24 protein-coding genes and 2 pseudogenes are annotated in these 20,839 nt (G+C 54.1%); 14 read left to right on the top strand and 12 right to left on the bottom strand.

The window, feature by feature from the left end:
* Positions 1 to 222 precede the first annotated feature (222 nt).
* The 3 genes and pseudogenes from phaC (at position 223) to ACA048_RS14515 (ending at position 3,553) form a co-directional block, all read left to right on the top strand.
* Positions 223 to 1,902: a class II poly(R)-hydroxyalkanoic acid synthase gene (gene phaC / locus ACA048_RS14505; protein WP_497629763.1), complete on the top strand. Its 1,680-nt coding sequence runs from the start codon at positions 223 to 225 to the stop codon at positions 1,900 to 1,902.
* A 279-nt stretch (positions 1,903 to 2,181) separates the two neighbouring features.
* Positions 2,182 to 3,144, top strand: a pseudogene (locus tag ACA048_RS14510) (transposase); the annotation flags it as partial.
* On the top strand, positions 3,116 to 3,553 hold the full coding sequence (locus ACA048_RS14515; RefSeq protein ID WP_497629764.1) for a transposase: 438 nt from the start codon (positions 3,116 to 3,118) through the stop codon (positions 3,551 to 3,553). The pseudogene ACA048_RS14510 and the gene ACA048_RS14515, both read left to right, overlap by 29 nt.
* A 444-nt stretch (positions 3,554 to 3,997) precedes the next feature.
* On the opposite strand, the gene ACA048_RS14520 is transcribed toward ACA048_RS14515, so the two are convergent.
* Positions 3,998 to 6,238: a methyl-accepting chemotaxis protein gene (locus ACA048_RS14520; RefSeq protein ID WP_497629864.1), complete on the bottom strand. Its 2,241-nt coding sequence runs from the start codon at positions 6,236 to 6,238 to the stop codon at positions 3,998 to 4,000.
* A 562-nt stretch (positions 6,239 to 6,800) separates the two neighbouring features.
* Here ACA048_RS14520 and ACA048_RS14525 point away from each other — a divergent pair.
* The 4 genes from ACA048_RS14525 (at position 6,801) to ACA048_RS14540 (ending at position 10,133) form a co-directional block, all read left to right on the top strand.
* Positions 6,801 to 7,727, top strand: coding sequence for a transporter (locus tag ACA048_RS14525; RefSeq protein WP_497629765.1), 927 nt, complete (start codon positions 6,801 to 6,803; stop codon positions 7,725 to 7,727).
* Between the two features lie 625 nt (positions 7,728 to 8,352).
* Positions 8,353 to 8,526: a hypothetical protein gene (locus ACA048_RS14530; RefSeq protein ID WP_497629766.1), complete on the top strand. Its 174-nt coding sequence runs from the start codon at positions 8,353 to 8,355 to the stop codon at positions 8,524 to 8,526.
* Positions 8,527 to 8,565: 39 nt separating this feature from the next.
* A complete protein-coding gene (locus ACA048_RS14535) occupies positions 8,566 to 9,570 on the top strand; it encodes a patatin-like phospholipase family protein (RefSeq protein WP_497629767.1) in 1,005 nt (334 codons plus the stop codon).
* A 344-nt stretch (positions 9,571 to 9,914) separates the two neighbouring features.
* Positions 9,915 to 10,133 carry a hypothetical protein gene (locus tag ACA048_RS14540; RefSeq protein ID WP_017736579.1) on the top strand — a complete coding sequence of 73 codons (219 nt, stop codon included), beginning with the start codon at positions 9,915 to 9,917 and terminating at the stop codon, positions 10,131 to 10,133.
* Positions 10,134 to 10,247: 114 nt separating this feature from the next.
* Here ACA048_RS14540 and ACA048_RS14545 read toward each other — a convergent pair whose 3' ends face one another.
* The 5 genes from ACA048_RS14545 to ACA048_RS14565 all read right to left on the bottom strand — a co-directional run bounded on the left by ACA048_RS14545 (position 10,248) and on the right by ACA048_RS14565 (position 13,062).
* Positions 10,248 to 10,868, bottom strand: coding sequence for a tyrosine-type recombinase/integrase (locus tag ACA048_RS14545; protein WP_497629768.1), 621 nt, complete (start codon positions 10,866 to 10,868; stop codon positions 10,248 to 10,250).
* 184 nt (positions 10,869 to 11,052) lie between these two features.
* Positions 11,053 to 11,295, bottom strand: a complete 243-nt coding sequence (locus ACA048_RS14550) for a hypothetical protein (protein WP_497629769.1) — start codon at positions 11,293 to 11,295, stop codon at positions 11,053 to 11,055.
* A gap of 243 nt (positions 11,296 to 11,538) precedes the next feature.
* The gene (locus ACA048_RS14555) at positions 11,539 to 12,402 is read right to left on the bottom strand and encodes a tetratricopeptide repeat protein (protein ID WP_497629865.1); all 864 of its coding nucleotides are present in this window, start codon (positions 12,400 to 12,402) and stop codon (positions 11,539 to 11,541) included.
* A 15-nt stretch (positions 12,403 to 12,417) separates the two neighbouring features.
* Positions 12,418 to 12,642, bottom strand: a complete 225-nt coding sequence (locus ACA048_RS14560) for a hypothetical protein (protein WP_497629770.1) — start codon at positions 12,640 to 12,642, stop codon at positions 12,418 to 12,420.
* 186 nt (positions 12,643 to 12,828) lie between these two features.
* The gene (locus ACA048_RS14565) at positions 12,829 to 13,062 is read right to left on the bottom strand and encodes a BPSL0761 family protein (protein WP_080942986.1); all 234 of its coding nucleotides are present in this window, start codon (positions 13,060 to 13,062) and stop codon (positions 12,829 to 12,831) included.
* Between the two features lie 215 nt (positions 13,063 to 13,277).
* On the opposite strand from ACA048_RS14565, the gene ACA048_RS14570 reads away from it, so the two are divergent.
* Together ACA048_RS14570 and alaE are read left to right on the top strand one after the other, a co-directional pair.
* Positions 13,278 to 13,562: a hypothetical protein gene (locus tag ACA048_RS14570; protein ID WP_497629771.1), complete on the top strand. Its 285-nt coding sequence runs from the start codon at positions 13,278 to 13,280 to the stop codon at positions 13,560 to 13,562.
* A 230-nt stretch (positions 13,563 to 13,792) separates the two neighbouring features.
* On the top strand, positions 13,793 to 14,257 hold the full coding sequence (gene alaE / locus ACA048_RS14575) for an L-alanine exporter AlaE (RefSeq protein ID WP_497629772.1): 465 nt from the start codon (positions 13,793 to 13,795) through the stop codon (positions 14,255 to 14,257).
* A 768-nt stretch (positions 14,258 to 15,025) separates the two neighbouring features.
* Here alaE and ACA048_RS14580 read toward each other — a convergent pair.
* From ACA048_RS14580 to ACA048_RS14590, 3 genes are all read right to left on the bottom strand, one after another.
* Entirely contained in the window at positions 15,026 to 15,721 is a 696-nt protein-coding gene (locus tag ACA048_RS14580; RefSeq protein ID WP_497629773.1) for a VIT1/CCC1 transporter family protein, read from the bottom strand.
* 251 nt (positions 15,722 to 15,972) lie between these two features.
* Positions 15,973 to 16,338, bottom strand: coding sequence for a histone-like nucleoid-structuring protein, MvaT/MvaU family (locus ACA048_RS14585; protein ID WP_497629774.1), 366 nt, complete (start codon positions 16,336 to 16,338; stop codon positions 15,973 to 15,975).
* A gap of 221 nt (positions 16,339 to 16,559) precedes the next feature.
* Positions 16,560 to 16,700, bottom strand: coding sequence for a hypothetical protein (locus ACA048_RS14590; RefSeq protein WP_497629775.1), 141 nt, complete (start codon positions 16,698 to 16,700; stop codon positions 16,560 to 16,562).
* Between ACA048_RS14590 and ACA048_RS14595 the strand changes: the two genes are divergently transcribed.
* Positions 16,699 to 16,839 (top strand): hypothetical protein, encoded by a 141-nt coding sequence (locus ACA048_RS14595; RefSeq protein ID WP_497629776.1) that lies wholly within the window; start codon positions 16,699 to 16,701, stop codon positions 16,837 to 16,839. The genes ACA048_RS14590 and ACA048_RS14595 overlap by 2 nt on opposite strands.
* Positions 16,840 to 16,898: 59 nt before the next feature.
* On the opposite strand, the pseudogene ACA048_RS14600 reads toward ACA048_RS14595, so the two are convergent.
* Positions 16,899 to 17,230 (bottom strand): annotated as a pseudogene (locus ACA048_RS14600) (DUF4113 domain-containing protein); the annotation flags it as partial.
* A gap of 336 nt (positions 17,231 to 17,566) precedes the next feature.
* Here ACA048_RS14600 and ACA048_RS14605 point away from each other — a divergent pair.
* Positions 17,567 to 17,857, top strand: a complete 291-nt coding sequence (locus ACA048_RS14605; protein ID WP_497629777.1) for a hypothetical protein — start codon at positions 17,567 to 17,569, stop codon at positions 17,855 to 17,857.
* A 195-nt stretch (positions 17,858 to 18,052) separates the two neighbouring features.
* On the opposite strand, the gene ACA048_RS14610 is transcribed toward ACA048_RS14605, so the two are convergent.
* Positions 18,053 to 18,361: a hypothetical protein gene (locus tag ACA048_RS14610; RefSeq protein ID WP_497629778.1), complete on the bottom strand. Its 309-nt coding sequence runs from the start codon at positions 18,359 to 18,361 to the stop codon at positions 18,053 to 18,055.
* Positions 18,362 to 18,517: 156 nt separating this feature from the next.
* On the opposite strand from ACA048_RS14610, the gene ACA048_RS14615 reads away from it, so the two are divergent.
* From ACA048_RS14615 to ACA048_RS14625, 3 genes are all read left to right on the top strand, one after another.
* A complete protein-coding gene (locus tag ACA048_RS14615; RefSeq protein ID WP_497629866.1) occupies positions 18,518 to 18,814 on the top strand; it encodes a YoqU family phage-derived protein in 297 nt (98 codons plus the stop codon).
* Positions 18,815 to 19,241: 427 nt separating this feature from the next.
* Positions 19,242 to 19,436, top strand: a complete 195-nt coding sequence (locus ACA048_RS14620) for a hypothetical protein (protein ID WP_497629779.1) — start codon at positions 19,242 to 19,244, stop codon at positions 19,434 to 19,436.
* Positions 19,437 to 19,643: 207 nt separating this feature from the next.
* On the top strand, positions 19,644 to 19,943 hold the full coding sequence (locus tag ACA048_RS14625; RefSeq protein ID WP_497629780.1) for a hypothetical protein: 300 nt from the start codon (positions 19,644 to 19,646) through the stop codon (positions 19,941 to 19,943).
* A gap of 185 nt (positions 19,944 to 20,128) precedes the next feature.
* On the opposite strand, the gene ACA048_RS14630 is transcribed toward ACA048_RS14625, so the two are convergent.
* Complete coding sequence (locus ACA048_RS14630; RefSeq protein WP_497629781.1) at positions 20,129 to 20,437, bottom strand: hypothetical protein; 309 nt, start codon at positions 20,435 to 20,437, stop codon at positions 20,129 to 20,131.
* Positions 20,438 to 20,839 lie beyond the last annotated feature (402 nt).

A 20,839-nucleotide genomic window follows, 5' to 3' on the forward strand; every position in this document is an offset into this window, starting at 1 on the left:
TCATTAGAAGGCATTTTCTAATTCCATCTGTTTGAATACTTTGCTGCGGCGTCAATGATTGGCCCGCTTGCGAAAAAAATAAACTCGGGTAACCAATGGATCTGGCAAGTTCCGTGCATTTGTAGCGGTGTGCAATTAGCGGTCAACCTAGCAGTAGTGCCTGGCATTTGCTGTGAGACTACACAGCTGTATTCAGGTACTCAGGACAATGGAGCGTCGTAGATGAGTAACAAGCATAACGAGGACCTGAAATCTCAGGCTTCGGAAAATACCTTGGGGCTGAATCCTGTTATTGGACTGCGTAGAAAGGATCTATTGGGGTCTGCTCGAATGGTGCTGGCCCAGGCCATCAAACAACCCATTCACAGTGCCAGACATGTCACCCATTTCGGCATCGAACTCAAGAATGTGTTGCTGGGTAAATCCGAGCTGCAACCGCAAAGCGACGACCGTCGCTTCCTTGACCCGGCCTGGAGTCAGAACCCGCTCTACAAACGTTACATGCAAACTTATCTGGCGTGGCGCAAGGAACTCCACACCTGGATCGACGAGAGCAATTTCACGCCCAAAGACGTCGCCCGCGGGCATTTCGTGATCAACCTCATGACCGAAGCCATGGCCCCGACCAATACCGCGGCCAACCCGGCGGCGGTCAAACGCTTCTTCGAAACCGGCGGCAAAAGCCTGCTCGATGGCCTCGCCCACCTGGCCAAGGATCTGATCCATAATGGCGGTATGCCGAGCCAGGTCAACATGGGCGCGTTCGAAGTCGGCAAGAGCCTGGGCGTGACCGAAGGCGCGGTGGTCTTTCGCAACGATGTGCTGGAGTTGATCCAGTACCGACCGACCACTGAACAAGTGCATGAGCGCCCACTGCTGGTGGTGCCGCCGCAGATCAACAAGTTCTATGTTTTCGACCTGAGCCCGGACAAAAGCCTGGCGCGCTTTTGCCTGCGCAACAACGTGCAGACGTTCATCGTCAGCTGGCGCAACCCGACCAAGGAGCAGCGCGAGTGGGGCCTGTCGACCTACATCGAAGCACTCAAGGAAGCGGTCGACGTGGTCACCGCGATCACCGGCAGCAAAGACGTGAACATGCTCGGCGCCTGCTCCGGCGGCATCACCTGCACCGCGCTGCTGGGGCACTACGCGGCGATCGGCGAGAAGAAGGTCAACGCCCTGACGCTGCTGGTCAGCGTGCTGGACACCACCCTCGACAGCGACGTGGCGCTGTTCGTCGACGAGCAGACTCTCGAGTCCGCCAAGCGCTATTCCTATCAGGCCGGTGTGCTGGAAGGCCACGACCTGGCAAAAGTCTTCGCCTGGATGCGCCCCAACGATCTGATCTGGAACTACTGGGTCAACAATTACCTGTTGGGCAACGAGCCGCCGGTTTTCGACATCCTGTTCTGGAACAACGACACCACAAGGTTGCCCGCCGCGTTCCACGGCGACCTGATCGAGATGTTCAAAAACAACCCCCTGATCCGGCCCGACGCACTGGAAGTGTGCGGCACATCGATCGACCTCAAGCAGGTCACTGCCGACATCTATTCCCTTGCCGGCACTAATGATCACATCACCCCGTGGAAGTCCTGCTACAAGTCGGCACAGCTGTTCGGTGGCAAGGTCGAGTTCGTGCTGTCCAGCAGCGGGCATATCCAGAGCATTCTGAACTCGCCGGGCAATCCGAAAGCGCGCTACATGACCAGCACTGAAATGCCGGTCAACGCCGAGGACTGGATGGAAAACTCCACCAAGCACACCGATTCCTGGTGGTTGCATTGGCAGACATGGCAGGCCGAGCGTTCGGGCAAACTGAAGAAATCCCCCGCCAGCCTTGGCAGCAAGGCTTATCCCGCGGGCGAAGCGTCGCCAGGCACTTACGTGCATGAACGTTGAGCTTCAAATAACGTGCAGTCCGCGGCACCGGGAGGTGCCGCGATCTCTATCAATGACCCTAGAGGCCAGCCTCGAACATCCTGCGACGGCCTGGTGTCCATGTATTTTTAGGTGGACACCATCGTCCTTATGGCTGGGATCGGGTAGGTGACTTCGCCGGACGCTTACCCACCAGTCTCTTCCAGTGTCCGTTATGGGTCGATTCTGTTGAAAAAGTAGCTCCCCTGTCTGGCCTGCGGCAAAATCTCTGCATTGGCCAGCAGGGAAGTACGCAGCATGATGGGACAGTTATCGAGTGGGCAGGAACGGCTGTTTTACTCGTTCAACCTTGAAGATCACATCCCAGCCAATCACCTTCTGCGCAGCATTGATCGGTGTCTCGATCTGAGCGACTTGCGCCATTACCTCGCCGATTTTTACAGCCCAATTGGGCGTCCTTCGATTGACCCTGAGTTGATGATCCGCATGCTGATCGTGGGCTATTGCTACGGTATTCGCTCCGAGCGGCGGCTGTGCGAAGAGACCCATTTGAACCTGGCGTATCGCTGGTTCTGCCGGTTAAGCCTTGAAGATGAAGTCCCCAATCACTCGACCTTTTCCAAAAATAGACACGGCCGTTTTCGGGACAGCGATCTATTTCGCTGGCTGTTCAATGAAGTGCTGCGTCGTTGCATGGATGCCGGCTTGGTCAAAGGTGAAGGCTTTGCCGTGGACGCCAGCATCATCAAAGCGGATGCCAGCCGGCAGCGCAGTGTACCGGGTGATGAACAGGTCAACTGGAGCGATCCGGCCCTGAGCACCCGCGCCGTGCGTGAATACCTTGAAGCCCTCGATGAAGAGGCTCTGGCCGAAACGCTACCGAAACGCCTATCGCTGACTGATCCTCAAGCCCGCTGGACCGCTGCTCCAGGAGGCCCAGCGTTCTTCGCCTATTCCACGAACTATCTGATCGATACCGAACACGGTGTGATTATGGATGTGGAACCGACACCGGCTCATCGAACCGCAGAAGTCGAGAGCACCAAGACGATGATCGATCGGGTCGAAGCGCAGTTCGACATCAAGCCGGAACGCCTTATTGGCGACACCGCTTACGGTACCGCGCCGATGCTGGCCTGGATGGTGGAGGAAAAAGACATCGAGCCGCATGTGCCGGTGTGGGACAAAACTGAGCGCAAGAACGACAGCTTTTCGAGTAACGATTTCTACTGGAATGAAGAGTCCGAGGAAATACCGCTGCCCAGCCGGCAACGTATTACGCAGCGAATGGCGAGCCTTCAAGAACGAGCGTTCGCACGTCACAAAAGCCAATACCATCATCTTCCGATCCAGACAGACCGACTGCGCGACATGTCCGATGAAAGCCAAGTGTTGCCCGAACACTTCGATTCGCAAGATCGTCCGCAGCGTCCATGAAGCCGCTAGTGATGTGGCCCGACGCATCGCAGCGACGCCGGAGTACGTGCGCTCTCGCCACGAACGTAAGAAGGTCGAAATGTTGTTCGCCCACCTCAAGCGCATTCTGAAACTGGATCGCTTGCGACTACGTGGCATGAGCGGCGCGACCGATGAGTTCACACTGGCGGCTGCGGTACAGAACCTGCGTCGACTGGCCAAACTTACATCTCAAGGGCCGCCTGCCCCGGGATAGGTGCGCCTGCACTAAGCCAAAAACCTCAAATTAACCCCAATAACAAAGCAACAAGGGTCAACGAAGGGCCGAGAAACCACTCAATGTGGTGAGTAGGTTCTCTGGTGGTGGCCGTGCCTGAGTTCAGGTGATCTGAAAATCCGACTTTTTCAACAGAATCGGCCAAAAGCAGTCACTCATCAGTACCTGCTAAACATTTACCTCCGATACCATAGCGGCTCCACTCGCGCAGCTCTACCGATCCGAACATGATCACAAAAACGGGTACGTGTGGCGCGGCGAGGGGGGCTTGGCTTGGGGCTCCACCTTGAACATGACTCACAAAAAATCCCTGGATAATTGCATGCGCTATGCCGGCCGATTCGGTGGCACGCCGCATACCTGCCACGTGGTGTTGGCGGAGTGCAAAAATTAATAGAGTGGAAGCGCCCCCCTCGCCCAGATTCAAGCCGCCGCAACTCCTTCGATATTGCTACTCACCTCAAACTGCCCCACTAATTTTTTCAGTTTGTTGGCATTGAGCCTCACGGTTTCCGCACTGCTTTGCAGCACGACCACTGTCTGGCGCATTTCTGTGGAGGATTGGTCGACCTTCTTGATTGTCTTGCCGTAGTCGAGGCTGCGCATGTTGAGTTGCTGAATGATCGCAAACATACTTTCCACCGCTTGATGCAACTGCACGTTTTCCGAGGATGCATCTTCGGCCAGGCGCAGGCTGTTATCGACGTTCTTGACGCCCTCCTCCATGAATCTGACGGCTTGTTGCGTTTCGTTCTGTAGGCCTTCGACCATCTTGCGAATGTCGTCGGCAGCTCGTGACGTGCGTGAGGCGAGACTGCGTACCTCATCGGCGACCACCGCAAAGCCTCGACCATGTTCACCCGCGCGTGCAGCCTCAATCGCCGCATTGAGTGCCAGCAGATTAGTCTGGTTGGTGATGTCGCTAATCAGGCCGGTGATGTTGCCGATCTGACTCATCCTGCTGTCGAGCAACTGCACGCTCGAAGAAGAGCGCTCGACCACGTCCCGAATGGACTGAGTCCCTTTTTGAACGGCGAGAAATTGCTCGCGGGAACGCGTGACAACTTCATCCATCGCCTGTCTCATTTGTTCAGCGCTGGCAGATGCTTGTTGGATCTCGCCCAATTGGTCTTCGACGATAATCATCATGCGATGCACCGCTTCGGCGACCTCGGTGGAAGTAATACCGGCTTCCTGGCTGCGTCCCAGCATCATTTGATTGGTGGTGCCGACGTTGTGGCTGGCTTTCACCACTTGCCCGACAACCGAGTCCAGACGGTCGATGAAACTGTTTATCCAGCGTCCCATGTCACCAGTCTCATCGTTGGCCATGCGCGTGGTATCCAGACGCTGACGAAGGTTGCCCTCGCCCTCGGCGATGGTCCTGACCACACTTGTCATCCCGTTCAACCTTGCCGCAAGACGTTTGGGCCCCAGCAGGCCGAACAGGACAGTGGCGCATACCATGCTCGATACCTCGACGGTATCGATCAAGCTTTGCGTCAGGCCACTGTAATGCTGGGCCATGAAATTGCAGACAAAGAGTCCCGTCATGGTCGCGAGATAAGGCTTCATCAAACCGTAGCTGAGTGAGCGCCGGCGGTATACCTCTTCCAGATCGGCCTCACACATCATGCCCCAGCGGTCAGGTGATCCTGGCAATTGAAACGTAACGCCCTTACCGACCACCGGAATGTGCCGGTAGTCCGAGTAACCGGGATAAGTAACGAACAGATTGGAGCCCATGCGGATGGTTTCGCGTACGCCTGGGTGCAGTTGCTGCGTCGCCGGGTCGGTAAAACGCAGTTCCAGTTCGGTGTGTCGCTGGATCTGCACGGTTTTCCAGGGCGTGTGTACGCCACTTTTCAGATTTTCGCCGTGGGTGAACGTACCGTCCTCGAAACGTGAACGTGACAACGCGGTTCCCGGCTTGATAGCGGGATCAAAGCGTGATTGCGCCATGAACAGATAGTTATCGCCCGACTCGGCAAAAATGTGCCCGGCTTCGCGCTGGATAAGATCGCCCAGCACATCGTTTGGCACGCGACCGCAGAGGCAGCCAAGGACTTTTCCATTGGCCTTCAGGGGCTGATAGAACATCAACGTGACTTCATCGTGGAAGCGTGAAGACGATGGACCTATTTGCAAGGTCAGTGGATCGGTGTAAGGACCATGGAGAAACGGCCCCTTCATCCCTTCTGCCAACGCACGAGTTTGCTCGATCCGGGTTTTGTCGCGTCGATTCCAGGTCGATACCATGACGGTGCCGCTGGCATCAACGACAAACAACTCCGAAAAATCTTCTGCCTGGCTGAGCTTGTCCATCAACGAAGCGCTGTCGAGATGGGCGAAATCACGACCGAGGTTTTCCGCCAATTCAGCCAGGTGTTCCCACTGCTCGCGCGTCCAGTTGTGCAGCAACTGCACACGGGTTTTAGCGATAGCTTCGAACGTTTGTTCGATCACCGGATAAGCCGACTGATTGAGCCGACACGACCAGCCCATCGCAATTTTTCCAGTTTTGCCGAACCAGGGTAGCCAGCGCTTCTCACTAAAGGATAACTGCATCGAATTACTTGATAGCGACATTAACTTCACCAACTGCGTCATTCGGATGAAAAATGAATAGCAAATACTAGGCCAATTCGAAAGCACCCCAACCATCGCCAATGGCAAGGGATGTTCAGGCGAAGTCTTGGACCCTTCTGTTGTTTTGCCTGAACGGACAGCGCAATGCACATCCTGCTTCAACTCAGTGCGCCTACCGCGCCACGCTCTATAAGAGAGCTGTGCCACGACGATCAAAGTCGCCCAGGCTCAAGCGGAATTCCCTAAGGCAGTTGGTGAACGTAGAAGCTACCGAAGCAGGCTGTGTGAAAACTCCTGCGACCGATCCTGCGGATCAACCTGATAACTCTGAGGAATGCGAACCATCAATTTCATCCCAGCTATCGGCCAACAGCTGCCTGTCGATTTCGTCTGAGGAAACCCAGACGATCTGTCTCTTGCAGCGCCTTGTTATAAGACTTCGAGTTGTCCACGAAACCAGGGGGGCAAACCTCATCCAATAAACGGTATGCCTAGGCACTGATCGGTCAGGAGTATCCGATCAAACAGTAAGTGCGGCCACACAGTGCTGGTGGCAGCTGTAAGTGCCAAACGCATGCAGATGCGCTACAACAATACACAGAACTCTGGGGTCCTCACAGGAAGCGAGCGAATGTGGATGAAACACAAACTCTGCGTCGTCAGGCTGGTTCGGTTCGCATCCGCTTCGCTCATCATAGTAGCCCCCGGTGCAGTCGCAGAGGATCTCGAACCCAGGTCCTACGCCAATACGCCGGTCGGTATCAATTTTCTGCTCATGGGCTACAGCGATCTCCATGGCAGCGTGACCGCCAACCCCTCAATCCCGCTCCAAGATGCCAAGCTCAACATAAAGACTGTCGTGTTTGCCTTTGCCAGATCTCTGGACGTCTGGGGCCGCTCCGGGAAGTTCGATATCATCGTGCCTGAGGCAAGATTGACGGGCTCTGCTCTGTTCGCCGGTGAACCCAAGGAGCGTAATGTTACTGGGTTGATCGATCCAAGATTCCGGTTTTCGGTCAACTTATATGGCGCCCCGGCGATGTCCTTGGCTGAATTCCCCAGCTATCAACAGGATGTGATTATCGGCGCCAGCCTGGCGATCACGGCGCCACTCGGCCAATACGACGCTAGTAAGCTGGTAAATCTCGGCAACAACCGCTGGTCATTCAAGCCTGAACTCGGGATTTCCAAGCGCTTGGGGCCAGTGACCCTGGAATTAACCGGCGCCGGAACCTTTTACACCGACAATGACAAGTTCCTTGGCAACCACACACTTTCCCAGAATCCGATTTACCAGGTACAGGGTCATCTTATTTATGCCTTCAGCAACGGTGTCTGGGCTGCGCTGGATACGACCTACTTCGCTGGCGGGAGTAGCTCGGTCGATGGGGTCGGTAACCACGATTTTCAGGAAAATACGCGCTACGGATGCACCCTTTCGCTGCCGTTGAACCGGAACCACTCGCTAAAGTTGAATGCAAGCAAGGGCGGGTATACCCGTACGGGCAGTGAATTCGATGCCATTGGCATAGTCTGGCAGTACCGCTTCGGCGGAGGGCTTTGAAACTCAGGACTTACGCTGCATTCCATTCATGCGTTCGTGAGACATTTGTCTGATGCTGGTTGTTACCTGCCATTTGTGACAGGCAGGCATCGGCCCAGGCTGTGTGAAAACGCAGCCGAGCAGTTGAAGCGTTAAAAAGCAGAGCAAATATCTCGCTTCTACGCAAAATCCAGGTCTGCTCACTAGCCGAATGGTCATAGATACTTACGTAGAAACGCGGTGTTCAAATCAGAGCCTGCGTTTTCACACAGCCTCGGCCAGAAGCTGCCTGTCGATTCCGCCCGAGAAATCCCAGGCTATCTGCTCTTGCTGCACCTTGTTGCCGCTCAATGCGGTCCACAGAAACGTGGGTGATTCAGATATCCGCCTTTATCACCCGGATCAAGCTGGATGTGCTCGATCTGGAGGTTGCGCAATAACGGAGCGGTTCAGCAGTGCTATCGTTCCAACTATTGCAAGCGATTAGGACGTATTTGGAATGACTACTCGACTTCAGGAAACCAATCGCTTCGAAGCTGTCGACACCTCTACACGATCGTTGATCAACCCAGCAGACGCCATTGGATGCTACACGGATGATGGAATGACGCCACGGGCAAGCGGATCGAAATTTTTCGAGCGATAGATGACTATGAAAATCACCAGCCTGATTGTGGCCCTGCTTGTACTGATGCAAGGTTGCGCCATGGCGCCGCCGCGCTTATCCGCGGTGCCGTCCGAGTTGACGGCGAGAGCGGAGATCCCAGGCATGCCCGGGGTGCGTTATGTCGCCGGCGGAGACATGACAGAGCTGACCTGAGTCGCGATTGACGCGCTACGGCGGGAACAGGCATATCTCGTGAAGCGGGGGCACAAGGGGCCCCTACCGCCAGCGGTATTTCTCGCCATTTCAGGCGGTGGTGACAATGGCGCGTTTACCGCGGGATTGATGAATGGCTGGACGGCTAAAGGAACGCGCCCTGAATTCAAACTCGTTACCGGCATCAGCACGGGCGCACTGATTGCGCCGTTCGCCTTTCTTGGGCCGAAGTACGACGCGGAGCTGAAGAGGGTCTATACCACCTTATCGCCCAAAGACGTCATTTTGCATCGCAGCTTTTTCGCAGGCGTTTTGGGCGATGCGATGTCGGACAACGCACCGCTGTTGGAGCTGACGCGCAAATCGGTGACCGATGTCATGCTCAAGGAGATCGCCGCCGAGTACGCAAAGGGCCGCTTTCTGTTGATCGCCACCGCCGATCTCGATGCGCGACGCCCCATTATCTGGGACATGGGGAAAATCGCGACCTATGGTGGTCCTGAGGCGTTGGACCTTTTCGTGAAAATCATGATCGCATCCGCCTCGATTCCGGGAGGATTTCCGCCAATGATGATCGATGTGGAAGTCGACGGTAAAACCTATCAGGAAATGCACGTGGACGGTGGCATCATGGCGCAGGTTTTCGCTTATCCGGCCGGGATGCGTATCAATGAGGACGCGGCAAAAGTAGGGTTCACCCGCGAGCGCAGACTCTACGTGATACGCAACTCGCGACTCGATCCGGACTGGGCGCAGGTCGAGCGCAGCACCATGAGCATCGCTGGGCGCGCGGTCGCCTCGTTGATCCACAGCCAGGGCATCGGCGACCTGTACCGGATCTATGCGACCACCCAGCGCGACGGTGTGGACTTCAACCTCGGGTTCATACCGTCGAGCTTCAACTTCCCCCACAAGGAAGAGTTCGATAACGAGTATATGCGCAAGCTCTACGACACCGGTTATGACATGGCGGTGCAGGGCTTCCCGTGGCTCAAAGTGCCGCCCGGATTCGCGCCTCCTGGTGCAACAGCAACGGGAAAATAGTGAGCGCGCGTTGCACTCAATGACTAGCTCCTACCGCGATATGAGATCCAAATCCGAATTCCTGTTCATTCTCGTATTGTTCTCTCTTGCCGAAACTGGCGCCTGTGATCACGGTGCCCGCGAACTGAATTGCACAAGCTTTCCTAAATGCTCGCCCGGCACTTGAGGGGCCGCTCTGGGTCGACCTCTGCCGGTCATAACCAGGGGGCGTGCTAATCAAGTTTGTTTCAAAGGACTGTCAGGTCGTATGCAAACAATTGGGTAGCTCTGGGCAATTAGCCACCAGTCTCAGCCAACGGCGAGATGAGCTAGGCTTCCGGCATCATTTTTCAAGGACGACCATCATGCCAGATAACTCAGACTGCAAGATCGCCACAGCGGACGCTCTGACACTGCTCCTCCACAACCAGCACGCCCTAAGTGCTGCGATAGAAGAAATAACCAAGTGGCTCTCAGAAAACGGGGTAGGCAGTGTCGCCGCAAATGCGATGTCGGCCATGGAAACGCTGGACACTAATGCTCAAGCCATCACAGATTCCATTTTGAGAATACGCCAGTCGTAGAGTACTCAGCGCAAGACTTCCCTCTGATTTGAATGGCCCCTGATTTTGTAGACACAATTGACTGGCAGCTAGGGACGGATAGCGACGGTCTAACACGACCGTCGCAGTGAATGGTCAAACTTCCGTCTGCTCCGCCATTTCCAAGGCATCATCGACCTCGATTCCCAGGTATCTGACAGTGCTTTCAAGCTTCGTATGACCAAGCAGAAGTTGGACGGCTCTCAGGTTCTTCGTCCTGCGATAGATCAACGAAGCCTTAGTTCTCCGTAGCGTGTGGGTACCGTACATGGTTGGATCAAGGCCAATGGCTGTCACCCACGCTTTGACTATTCGAGCGTATTGCCTGGTGGAAAGATGATCTGAGGCGTGCAACCGGCTCGGGAACAAGAAATCCTCGCTGCGGAGACGCGCCTGATGCATCCACGCCTCTAAAACTGTTCGGGTTTGCTCAGTGATTTCACATTGCACTGGGTGCTGAGTTTTCTGCTGCATCACGATGGCCCGTGATGACACATGCTCCCCATGGGCAATATCTCGGACTCGCAACTTGGTTAAGTCACAGGCACGCAACTTGCTATCGATGGCCAAGTTGAAGAGCGCCAAATCACGGGTCTTCTCAGCAAGCTGAAGTCTTACGCGAATAGCCCAGATATCTCTGACTCGAAGCGGAGCTTTCTGCCCGACAAGCTTTCCCTTGTTCCAAGGCTGATGGTGGTTTGTAGCAATCGTGTTCATGGCACATCCTCCACGTTGAGGGGAGGACAAGGGTGGATTTGTCACAATAGCTGGTGGTCGCTATCCGACCCATTGCGGCCGGTGGCGATAGTCAAAAAACGGCCAAAAGCTGCCTCTCATTTCGGCAGCAATGGGCAGGTGAAGACTGCATCTTATGACTGAGTATTGGTGCAATTCAGAGGGGTCATTTCTTCATTGAAAGCCGCAGTCGCTGCCATTCATTCCAGCAATCCTCGGCAACTAAGTCCCGGAAACCACGTTCGTTCTCCATATCCAGGGCGACGTCGAATGGAACTGCAACACACGTCGCTTGATCACGGATTTTGAGTGCCTCGGACTCTGTAAGTGGGGAGCCTTTGTTCTTTTCGGCGCTTTGCAAAGCCACCGAAAGCGCCGGAATGAATACAACGCAAAGCTGTTCCGTCATCTGTTGCTTGCCTCAATTGTGCGAGAAGGCCGAAAGATTACGCTGGTTGCTTAATCACGGCTATTGGCCAAGAGCATCCATCGCCTGATGTCAGCTTAGGGTCGTTTCTGCCTTTAACAAATGACGGCAATCGATAGGAAGCAGATATTTGTGGCTCTTTGTCCACGGAAACACAGGCATATACCTGATCACTCCTTATATGACCGCTAGTGAACTAGCACATGGCTGAGCGGCCGTCGCTAATTACTGTTCGCTTGTCAGATCACCTTGCAGCGCCCTGAGACCCGCCGGGCTTGAGTAGAGTTTTTCCAGAGCCAATGTCTCAGCCAGTTGCTGCGGTGAAAGCGTTTTCTCTTCCTTCTCAAGCTGCATGCGCATGGGGTCTGCAATATCGCTCGGCAGCGTCTGTTTGAGCGCCACACGCAATAATCCGCAAGCCTTGAGCTTGTCACGTTGGAAGCCCTTCCCATTATCAAGATGAACGGCGAGGGTAATGAGCGCCATAGCGTTTCCTTGAGCGGCAGCCTGTAACAACCAGCGATTCGCCAGTGGATAGTTCACTGGCACATCACCGCCACTACTGTAGAGATAGCCGAGGACGTACTGGGCGCTGACTCGGCCCTGGTCGGCAGCGCGGGTATACCAATGCAAGGCGGTAGGTACGTGTTTGGGGGTGCCAGTGCCCTGTAAAGTGGCCGCTCCCAAGAGTTCGAATGCAAGGCTATCGCCGGCATTGGCCGCTTGGGTGAGCAGTTTCACGGCGTGTTGAGGGTCTGCTGGAATCCCTTTACCAAAAAAATAGAGGGTACCCAGTAGCGTCAGAGCCTCGGCGTCGCCTTGAGCGCCTGCTTTGCTAGCCCAGTTGAACGCCTGCTGGTCGTTTACCTTAACGCCGTTACCTTTGTAATAAAGGGTTGCGAGTTGTCGTTGAGCTTTGGCATGATCTAGCTCTGCTGCCTTGCTGAACCATGTCGCAGCTTGGGCAAAGTCAGTCGGCATATCAAGGCCCGCGATACTTGCGACCCCCATAAAATATTGTGCGTCTGCGTTCCCGTGATCGGCCGACTCAGTTATCCACTTAAGCCCCTTAGGTCGGTCAACGTCGATACCTCGACCGTAATATTAAATGATGCCGAGCTTGTACTGCCCGACACGGTCTCCTTTTTCTGCTGCGCTTAAATACCAGTCTGCGGCTTTGCCCGGGTTACGGCCAACTATCAAACCCTCCTCATAGGCTGAGGCGATCAAGACAGTGAGGCTGTAAGGGCTTCGCCATAGCGTGACAACGAAGGAAACAATAACAAATGCCACGAGACTGAGGCATAGAGCAAACAAAGACTTGCGCAATTTCGAATCCGTTCATGAATAGTGAGCTGGAAGTGTATCGATGCTACTACGTACTGCTTAAGAGTGCCGCTTCTCACCGATTACTGCCTGTGCTGACAGGCAGCTATGGGTCGTTTTCTGCCTACCACGACTGGCTGAAAACGACCCAAAGCCTACCCATCGTTAGCTGCCTGTTATCACGGGCGACTACCAGTCTTCAGTTGAGGAGCTAAACACAGTACTAAATGCGCCTAAGCCTCGTTTTCTTGCTTCCTCTTCAATTCGGCCAGCCAGTAGAACGTCGCGCTTAGTGGGAAAATGACGCAAAAGGAATTGAGCGTTCTGTCTAATGCGCTCGGGCACTTCCGTATCGCATGCAAGATCCGTCAGGAAAGCATGAGTTTGTGCGACAGATCTGGTCCGTTCAAATGGCATCGTCATTTAATCCTCCAACTGCTGTGATCATCAGTCCAATACAAGGCAGCTAGCTTCGGTCAAACATTTTGACGATCCAGCCCAGCTTATGTCCATTAGGGGTCAGTTGCTAGCGACTCCTTTTGGCCGTTTTCAGTCGGTCACCGAAGGCAGAAACGGCCAAGAGCAGACGCTTTCCCTAAGTGCTTGTTGTTCGGGAGTGGTACGCGGACGGATAAACAATGGACGGCCTAAAGATTCCCCTGGTCTCCGAAGAAATCGTCCCTTGCGACCAAGCCAAAATCATCAGGGGCATCAGCAGCTTTGTCGCTGAACAAATTCTCGGTCCGCCGTTCCTGCTTGAGGTAAGCAATAGTCTTGAAGAAGCAGTCCTCACAGAGATGCAGCTCATACCGCTCGCCGTCATGTCTGGTGCCATAACCCCAGTGAGCGTGAAGGCTGGCGTATTGAAGTCCGCCATTCTCAGAACACGTGGAACTGCTGCATGCATCACAAGACGTCAATGACTGTCTCGATCTCGACTCTTCCCATGATCCTCATTGCTGTCCTCTACCTATGTCTTGAATCAACACGTCAGCATACAGCTTGCGAGTCGGGCCTATTGAACCGTTCGATGCAGTGTAGGTCACCACTATTATTCAAAAATACCTGGCGACTTGTCACAGCGAATTGGGATCGGGGCTTGAAGCCCAGTTCTTCGGACATAGCGCTCTAAACGAGGCAGGAGGTAAGCGATTTGTCTTATTCAACTGAAGATCGAAGCGATAGGTGGCGATCTTTCGCTGCGGATACTGTCGCGTTGATCCTATTTTTTACCGTTACAGGCATCCTTAACGAGCGGCTCATTGCGGGGATGGCTTGGGAGCAGGTGCTTCATACCCGACTTCTAGGTGCCGGGCTTATGGTTCTGACTGGCCGCCCATATGGGCTTTGGCGAGACTGGTTCATGAGATTTTCCAGCACGAGTCGAAGTTCCCATATCTTGTGGGGCTCGCTCGCTCTCGTAAGCTTCCAGGTACCAATCTATGCAGCCATATTGGCAATCTGCGGGGCTAACGGCGAAGAACTGCTGTATGGATCGCTTGGTGTGACGGTAATTATGCTAACTCTGGGACGACCATATGGAGCTTTCCTGAACTTCGTCAGAGGTCGTTTCGGCCTCCCGGACGGAGGAGAAAAGCCAATGTCGTTGAACATGTGATAGCCATTTTGTGGCTTCGGTGAGGGCGATGACGTCCACTTTAAAATAAGTGGACGCTATTGCCCTTATCGCTCTTGGCGTGTAGTTCAGGTAGGTGCAGGTGACGGGCAATATGCCAACGAAGCCGGCGCCGGATCTCGATGTAGTCATCACGGTGCCGATCGCCCCAGTTCGGCATCTCTTTGGAGAGAGCACAACCAAGTGCGCGGACGCCAGCTTGACCCCCTGTGCTCGGGTGCAAGCGCGTCAGCTCGTCCAACCCAGGTTGTCTTTTGTATTGCGCCAACGCTTGCCCAAGTACCTGATGAAGCGATGCACCGTAGGCACGCAATGCTACTGCCCAGACCGTCGCTTCCAGCTCTGACTCTAGCTCCAATTGATTCTCACATCACCCCACCCGCCGAAAACACAACATATAATGGTAAAAACGAAATAAAACCGATGAATAGCAATATGTGGATTTTTTTGAAAAAACTGACGGTATTTTGTATTCAAAGCATAAGCAGCGGCCCACGGCTGTAAGTAATGCGATTCCCCTTGGGCCCCCAAGGCCTGCGTTTCAGTTTCAGCTCCTGTTCCAGCTTTCAATCCTGTGGGATTAAAAAGCTAAAGAAAACAGAAGAAAAAACCGGCGGTATACTATCGGATAAAGGTGTGTGGGGGCAGCGCTGCTTTTCTCTTACCTTCAAATATATAAACCCTGTTCCATCCTTGTATAAAGGCCCACTCTCACCATCAAGAATTTAATTCTGGAACCCTCTCCGCGTTTTATACTGTAGTTCCCAACAGGGTACCGACTCCTGCTGCCACCGCCATCGAAAGCGCACTCCAAAAAGTCACACGTAAAACCCCATTTTTAATATTCGCCCCGCCGACCTTGGCCGCCAAGCCGCCAAGGATAGCAAGGAAGACCAACGACGCGACGACGATGACTGGGATGAGATGTTCTTGTGGAACTACTACGACCACGAGTAATGGTAGTGCCGCACCTACGGCAAAGCTTAGCGCAGATGCAAGAGCAGCCTGTAATGGCTTTGCACTCATCGCATCGGTGATTCCCAACTCATCTCGGGCATGCGCCCCCAAGGCGTCGTGATCCATTAGTTTAGTCGCGACTTCTTTTGCAAGCGGCACCTCAAGTCCTCGCTCAACATAAATTCCTGTCAGTTCACGATTCTCGCCCTTCGGATTTTCCTGAATCTCAATTCGCTCCGTCTCTAGGGCAGCCGCTTCCGTGTCGGCTTGGGACTGCACGGAAACGTACTCTCCGGTAGCCATCGACATAGCACCGGCGACGAGAGCAGAGACACCCGCTATAAGGATGCTGTTGTGAGTTGCGTGAGAGGTGGCTACGCCCAGAATCAGACTTGAAGTTGAAACGATTCCGTCATTGGCCCCCAATACGGCAGCGCGCAGCCAACCAATGTTGTCTATTGAGTGTTTCTCTTTATGATGCGCTGCCATTCTGGAATTCTCCGTGTGAAAAATTGCATTAGGTCGGGTCACTCTGGCGTCATGAGCACCGTGAGATTCATGTTAATGAACGGAGATCCAATCACCGGTAATGACTGAATCAACCGATTAAATTTCAGAAAGATGCTTTTTACGCTGCCAGCATGCCCCAGAACATACCGATCGCGGCAAAAAGCCATTGCGATAGTACATCGTGTTCAACAAAAAGGGCCCTCGAAGGGCCCTTTGTACTCAAACCAAACTCACTTGGTCAGCCAGGACTCGACAGCTTCCGAGCCGTGCTCTGCCTTCCATTCCTTCAGCGTTTTGTGATTGCCGCCCTTGGTTTCGACGACTTCGCCAGTGTGCGGATTTTTGTAGACCTTCAATTGACGTGGCTTACGAGTACTGGTCTTGGGCTCGGCTGCTGGTGCGCGACGGCCGGACTTCGGATCAAGCAGGTTGATCACGTTCGGCAAGCTGTAACCGTACTCGGCAAGCAATGCGCGCAGTTTCGTTTCAAATTCGATTTCTTTTTTAAGGCCGACGTCGCCTTTCAGGGCTTCGAGAGCTTGAAGCTGTTCGGCGAGGTGCTTTTCTAGTTGGCGGAATTCTACGAGCTTGGACATGGTCGTTCTCTAGGTAGTTAGTCACCTAACAATACACCAAAAACCACAATTTGAATTTAGAGTCAGGGAGCCCCGTGTATGCAAGTCGAGGTTCGCTGCCCTGATTTATTCGTCCTCCGCCAAGAGCGGCGTATTTAGGTCAACATCAGCCTGGCCGACTAGCGAAACTATGCGGGTGACCAAACATGTATCCACAGGCACCAAGCGCTCCGGATACGCATTCATGTCAGCAGCCAATAGTTCGAGAGTTCGAGAGTTCGGGACACGGAGAGATGAGCGTCCATCGGTTCAGTCAGCACCGGCGCGGTCTTGCTCTGAACGCGGTTCGCAGAAGTGATGATGGGGATACGAGGATCATGCATGACGCAACCTTATCTGCTGTTCGACGTCGCAGCAACAGCAGGAATTTCCGCCTATTTGGATGACGGCGTGTTGCTCGGATTACTGGGGCTTTTTGAAGTTAGAAATTATGGCTCAGCAATAATTATGGCTGAGCCATAATTTGGGATAATTCAGTTTTGCCGTCTCCGAGAACGCCTCTGTCAGTGGCGACGCTCATATCACTTGCAGTACACCGTCCACAGTTGATCAACCCGCGTCGTAAAGCTCTGGCTCATCATCTCCCGGCGCATCCCCCAATCAGGATTGGTTGGCACACTCGCCAAGCGCAGTGTTCCCCTCCCCCATCGCTCATTGATGGAATCCAGCACGCCCATGACTTTCTCAGTCGCGACTGCTGCAAGATTGAAAACAGGTCATCGGTAAACTCGCCTTTCTGGCAAAGGCTGAGCAAGAGCACCTCTGCTTTGCTGTACTTGAACCCTGGTCGGAATACACGATCAACAGCCTCCACCGCCGCCTTCGTCATCACTCGAACATCATCAGTTGGGTATCCGCGCCAACATACGCACAAACGTGTGGCGCTACCGGAAAAACATTACCCCTTACCGGAATAACCTTTCCTCCAAGGTCGGGACCATCGCGGCGCAATCAAGAGCAAGCTCGAGGCAAATGAGTGACGCGGTAGAGGAAAAATCTATTTTCAGGAGCCCGTTGAGGCTCTTCGCGACAGGCAGAAATCGGCTAAAAGTGGCCGGTGATCGTTCCGTTTCGCTTGTCGCCGGTGTTTGGCTAAGCTTGATAAATCGGGTCGAACTGAAACCTGAGTGATCGCGGCCATCAGCGGATCTGGATTGGCATCAAGACGGTACTCCCAAAGGAGACAACTATGTATGCGGTTATAAGAACCTACTTGGGTGCTGGAGCAAAGCAGCTTTTCGAGCGTTTAGAAGAGCGCAAAGCCGACGTCGAAGCTACCCTGCGGACAGTGCCTAGCCTCGTAAGCTACACACTGTTGAATACTGGTGATGGTGGTACGTCGGTGACTGTTTGCACGGACAAGGCCGGCAGCGATGCGAGCTTGGAAGTCGCGCGTGACTGGATTCAGAAAAATGCCTCGGATATCCACGCGAACCCGCCGATCGTAACGGAAGGTCCGGTTATTGTGCAGATCAAATAGCGCGCCCTTGCGATTGATCTCACGACACTATCGCTGTCGCAAGTTTTGTATGTTTGCTTCGCAGAGATGTGATCGTACGCAAACCATCATGACGCGCCATTCGGACGCCGCGCTGATCAGCTGCGCGCCAGCAGGTGCTGAATCAGCGCAAGGCTGCCTGACCATCCCTCACCTAATGCTCTAAAGTCTTACGCATTACCTCGGTCGTACCAGTTGTTGGCTGGCACAATCCGTTTCAATGAGCAGGTCATTGTCTTCAACGCTGAGTAAAGGCTCTAAATACTGAAGACTATTTGGATTCAATGGTTGTCGCTTTTTAGGATCACGCTGCCTATCAAGGCGATCTCTTGTGCGATCAACGTCAAATAACTTTCCCTCTGCCAGCGCATCTAAAGTGGTTGAAATCCGGAAAAAACCACCGCATGGCACGCAGTGGAAACGCTTACCGCCACCAAATGATAGATCCTCTACCGCATCCATATTCCTGCAAATTGGACAGGGCATAACGCACCTCTTCTTTTTTTATCGCTGAAATATAGCTGACCTGCCACCACCTTCCAACGCCCGGGCATCGCCCGGCATAGGACGCCACATGCCCACAGAAAACAAACTCACGCTGAAGCGCCAGCGCGCCGAGCAGTCTTTCAAGCGATCCAGATCATCGCCGACCACGGCCGCCGGTTCTTCTACAGCCAGACGGTTAATCGGTACGCCAGCATAGAAGTCGATCGCCGCGGCAAGGTCTGGTTCATCGACGACTACAGCGGCAAGCGTGTTTTCACCCATGACACGGTGTGGGGTGGACGGTGGCGCGGCTTCAGCCATGGCGGAACGCTGAAGGATGTGGTCAAAGCGTTCCGGGACTACATCTGCACCGGCGAACCTCTACACCCTGGTCATCTCGGACCTGAGCGTTTCAACGACAGTAACATCTGGGGTTACGACGAGAGGGAATGAATGCTGTGCGCGAGCAGGCTGGCGCCCTTCCTGTATTCCGGTAGACAGTCCCAGTGATGGAATGAAAAGCGTCTGCCCATCGCGCCGATGACAGACCAAAGAGGCTCGCCCAACTTCAGCCTAGCAATCCGTGCCTGGCAAAGAGCCAAAGTTGAGCAAGTGGTCAGATTTTATCAACATCGATCCTTCTCGCATAGTGGCTTATTGACATACTTGGTACGGGAATACTTCCCACTCCCTCCCCCTTCAAAGTCAGCTGCTATAGCGGTAAAGGATTCTGTATGTCTGAAGAAACTGCAGTTCCGTGGACGGGCGAAGGCCTGCCGCCTGTTGGGACGGTGTGTGAAGTGAAAGGCTGCATGAGCCATTACCTTCAATGGAACAAGGTGACCATTTTTGCGGTTCGCGGTAAACCGTATTTTTTGATATGGAGAATGGCCGCTGGGGACAAACTGGCTCCCATGAATTCCGCTCAATCCGCACGCCAGAGCAGATCGTGGCGGAAGAGCGGGAGAAGGCCATCGAAGAAATGCTGTTTGCAACAAACTGCGTGGGAAATCCTTGGCGCGAAAGATTTGGCTCGCTCTACGACGCCGGCTTTCGCAAGCAGCCAACCCCATGATCGCCCTCGCCTAGCTCGCCTACGTGTATTGCTACAGGGGGCAAAGATAATTGTTCACCCCGTCAGCTACCTCAGGGGAGAGCGTGTGTAACGCAACTGGCGAGGCGAACCATAAAACCTTAGCCCAGCTGCTTGACCTGCTTTAACCCTTTATCTGATTTCCACAACTCAACCAGCCTGCCGGTGAACGGCGGGGAGGAATTCGCTATGACTCAAACAACGCAGGAGCAGTTCGAGCAGGCCTACGGCGAGGACAACGGCAGCATGCTGGCATCGTTCATCACGCAACAGCGCTTGGGCGACAGCTACAGCGTGCCGAAGATCGCAAGGGCCTGTACTGGTTCAAGCGATCCCGATTGGTCATCACGCTGCCAGAAACGAAAGAGCCCGCCGACTGGGAGTCATTCGACGATGTCGAGGGGCAGTGCTTCAACTGGGCCAAGTACAACCGCGAATGGCGATTGCCATCAAGTCTTAAACCACCTTCTGCCGCCACGCGCGGCATGAAGCATTTCCCATGGCAAACGCCACTGCGGCTAAGGCCAGCAGCATCCCGCCGAGGTTCATCCGGTTTATGGATGCCCCCGGCTATCGACGTCCATGTCTTCCCAAGGGCTGCCTTGGCGCTACAGGTAAATTCGAGGCGTAAAAAAGCCCGCGTTGAGCGGGCATCGGAAATCATCCGAACAAATTCAGGCACCTGATTCAGGGTCACTCGCAGGCATACCGCGAGCTTCCGTATCGTTTCCGTCCTGATCGTTTATCTGTGGGTCGGCGTCAGGGTTATCGACTCGACCGCTCTGCCCAGCTTCTGGATGCTCACTCGACACCGAGTTATTTGCATCCACGTCAGTCATGTCTTCGTCGACAGGAGTCTCGTCGTTCGGAGGCAGCGGAACTTCGGACTCATCCCTCTTTGGGTCATGGCCGGTCTCGTTGTCCGTCGTGCGCGTTTCGGGCTGCTGAGATTTGTTGCCAGGTGCGTTCTCGTCAATGTCCATGCTGAAGCTCCGTACTGATGCGCGGGATGTCCGTGCTTGTACATGAGAAACGGCAAAGCGTTACAAGTGCAGCGCAGTGGATGAACGGAGAGAAGAAAACCCTGCTCACTGGCCGGGCTTTCTCTCCTATCTCCTATCGTCTGAAAGCGGTGTCTGTTCATCCGCCTCTGGGGTAGTCCTCTCACCAGGATCCTTCCAGTCTACTGGACGATCATCGCTTGGATTTGTCAACGGATCGTATTTGTTCGGATCGTCTGGATCTAGCGTCGGCTCATCTGAACCTGGCTCAGGCTTGGATGGAACAGAGCCTTGTATTTGGTCTTGAAAACTCGAATCGGTAGACATACCCACCTCACCAATGAGGTGCAGCTTTTCTGGGCCGTAATAGTTTGAAGTTGGCAG

Source organism: Pseudomonas sp. LBUM1659 (assembly GCF_059716045.1).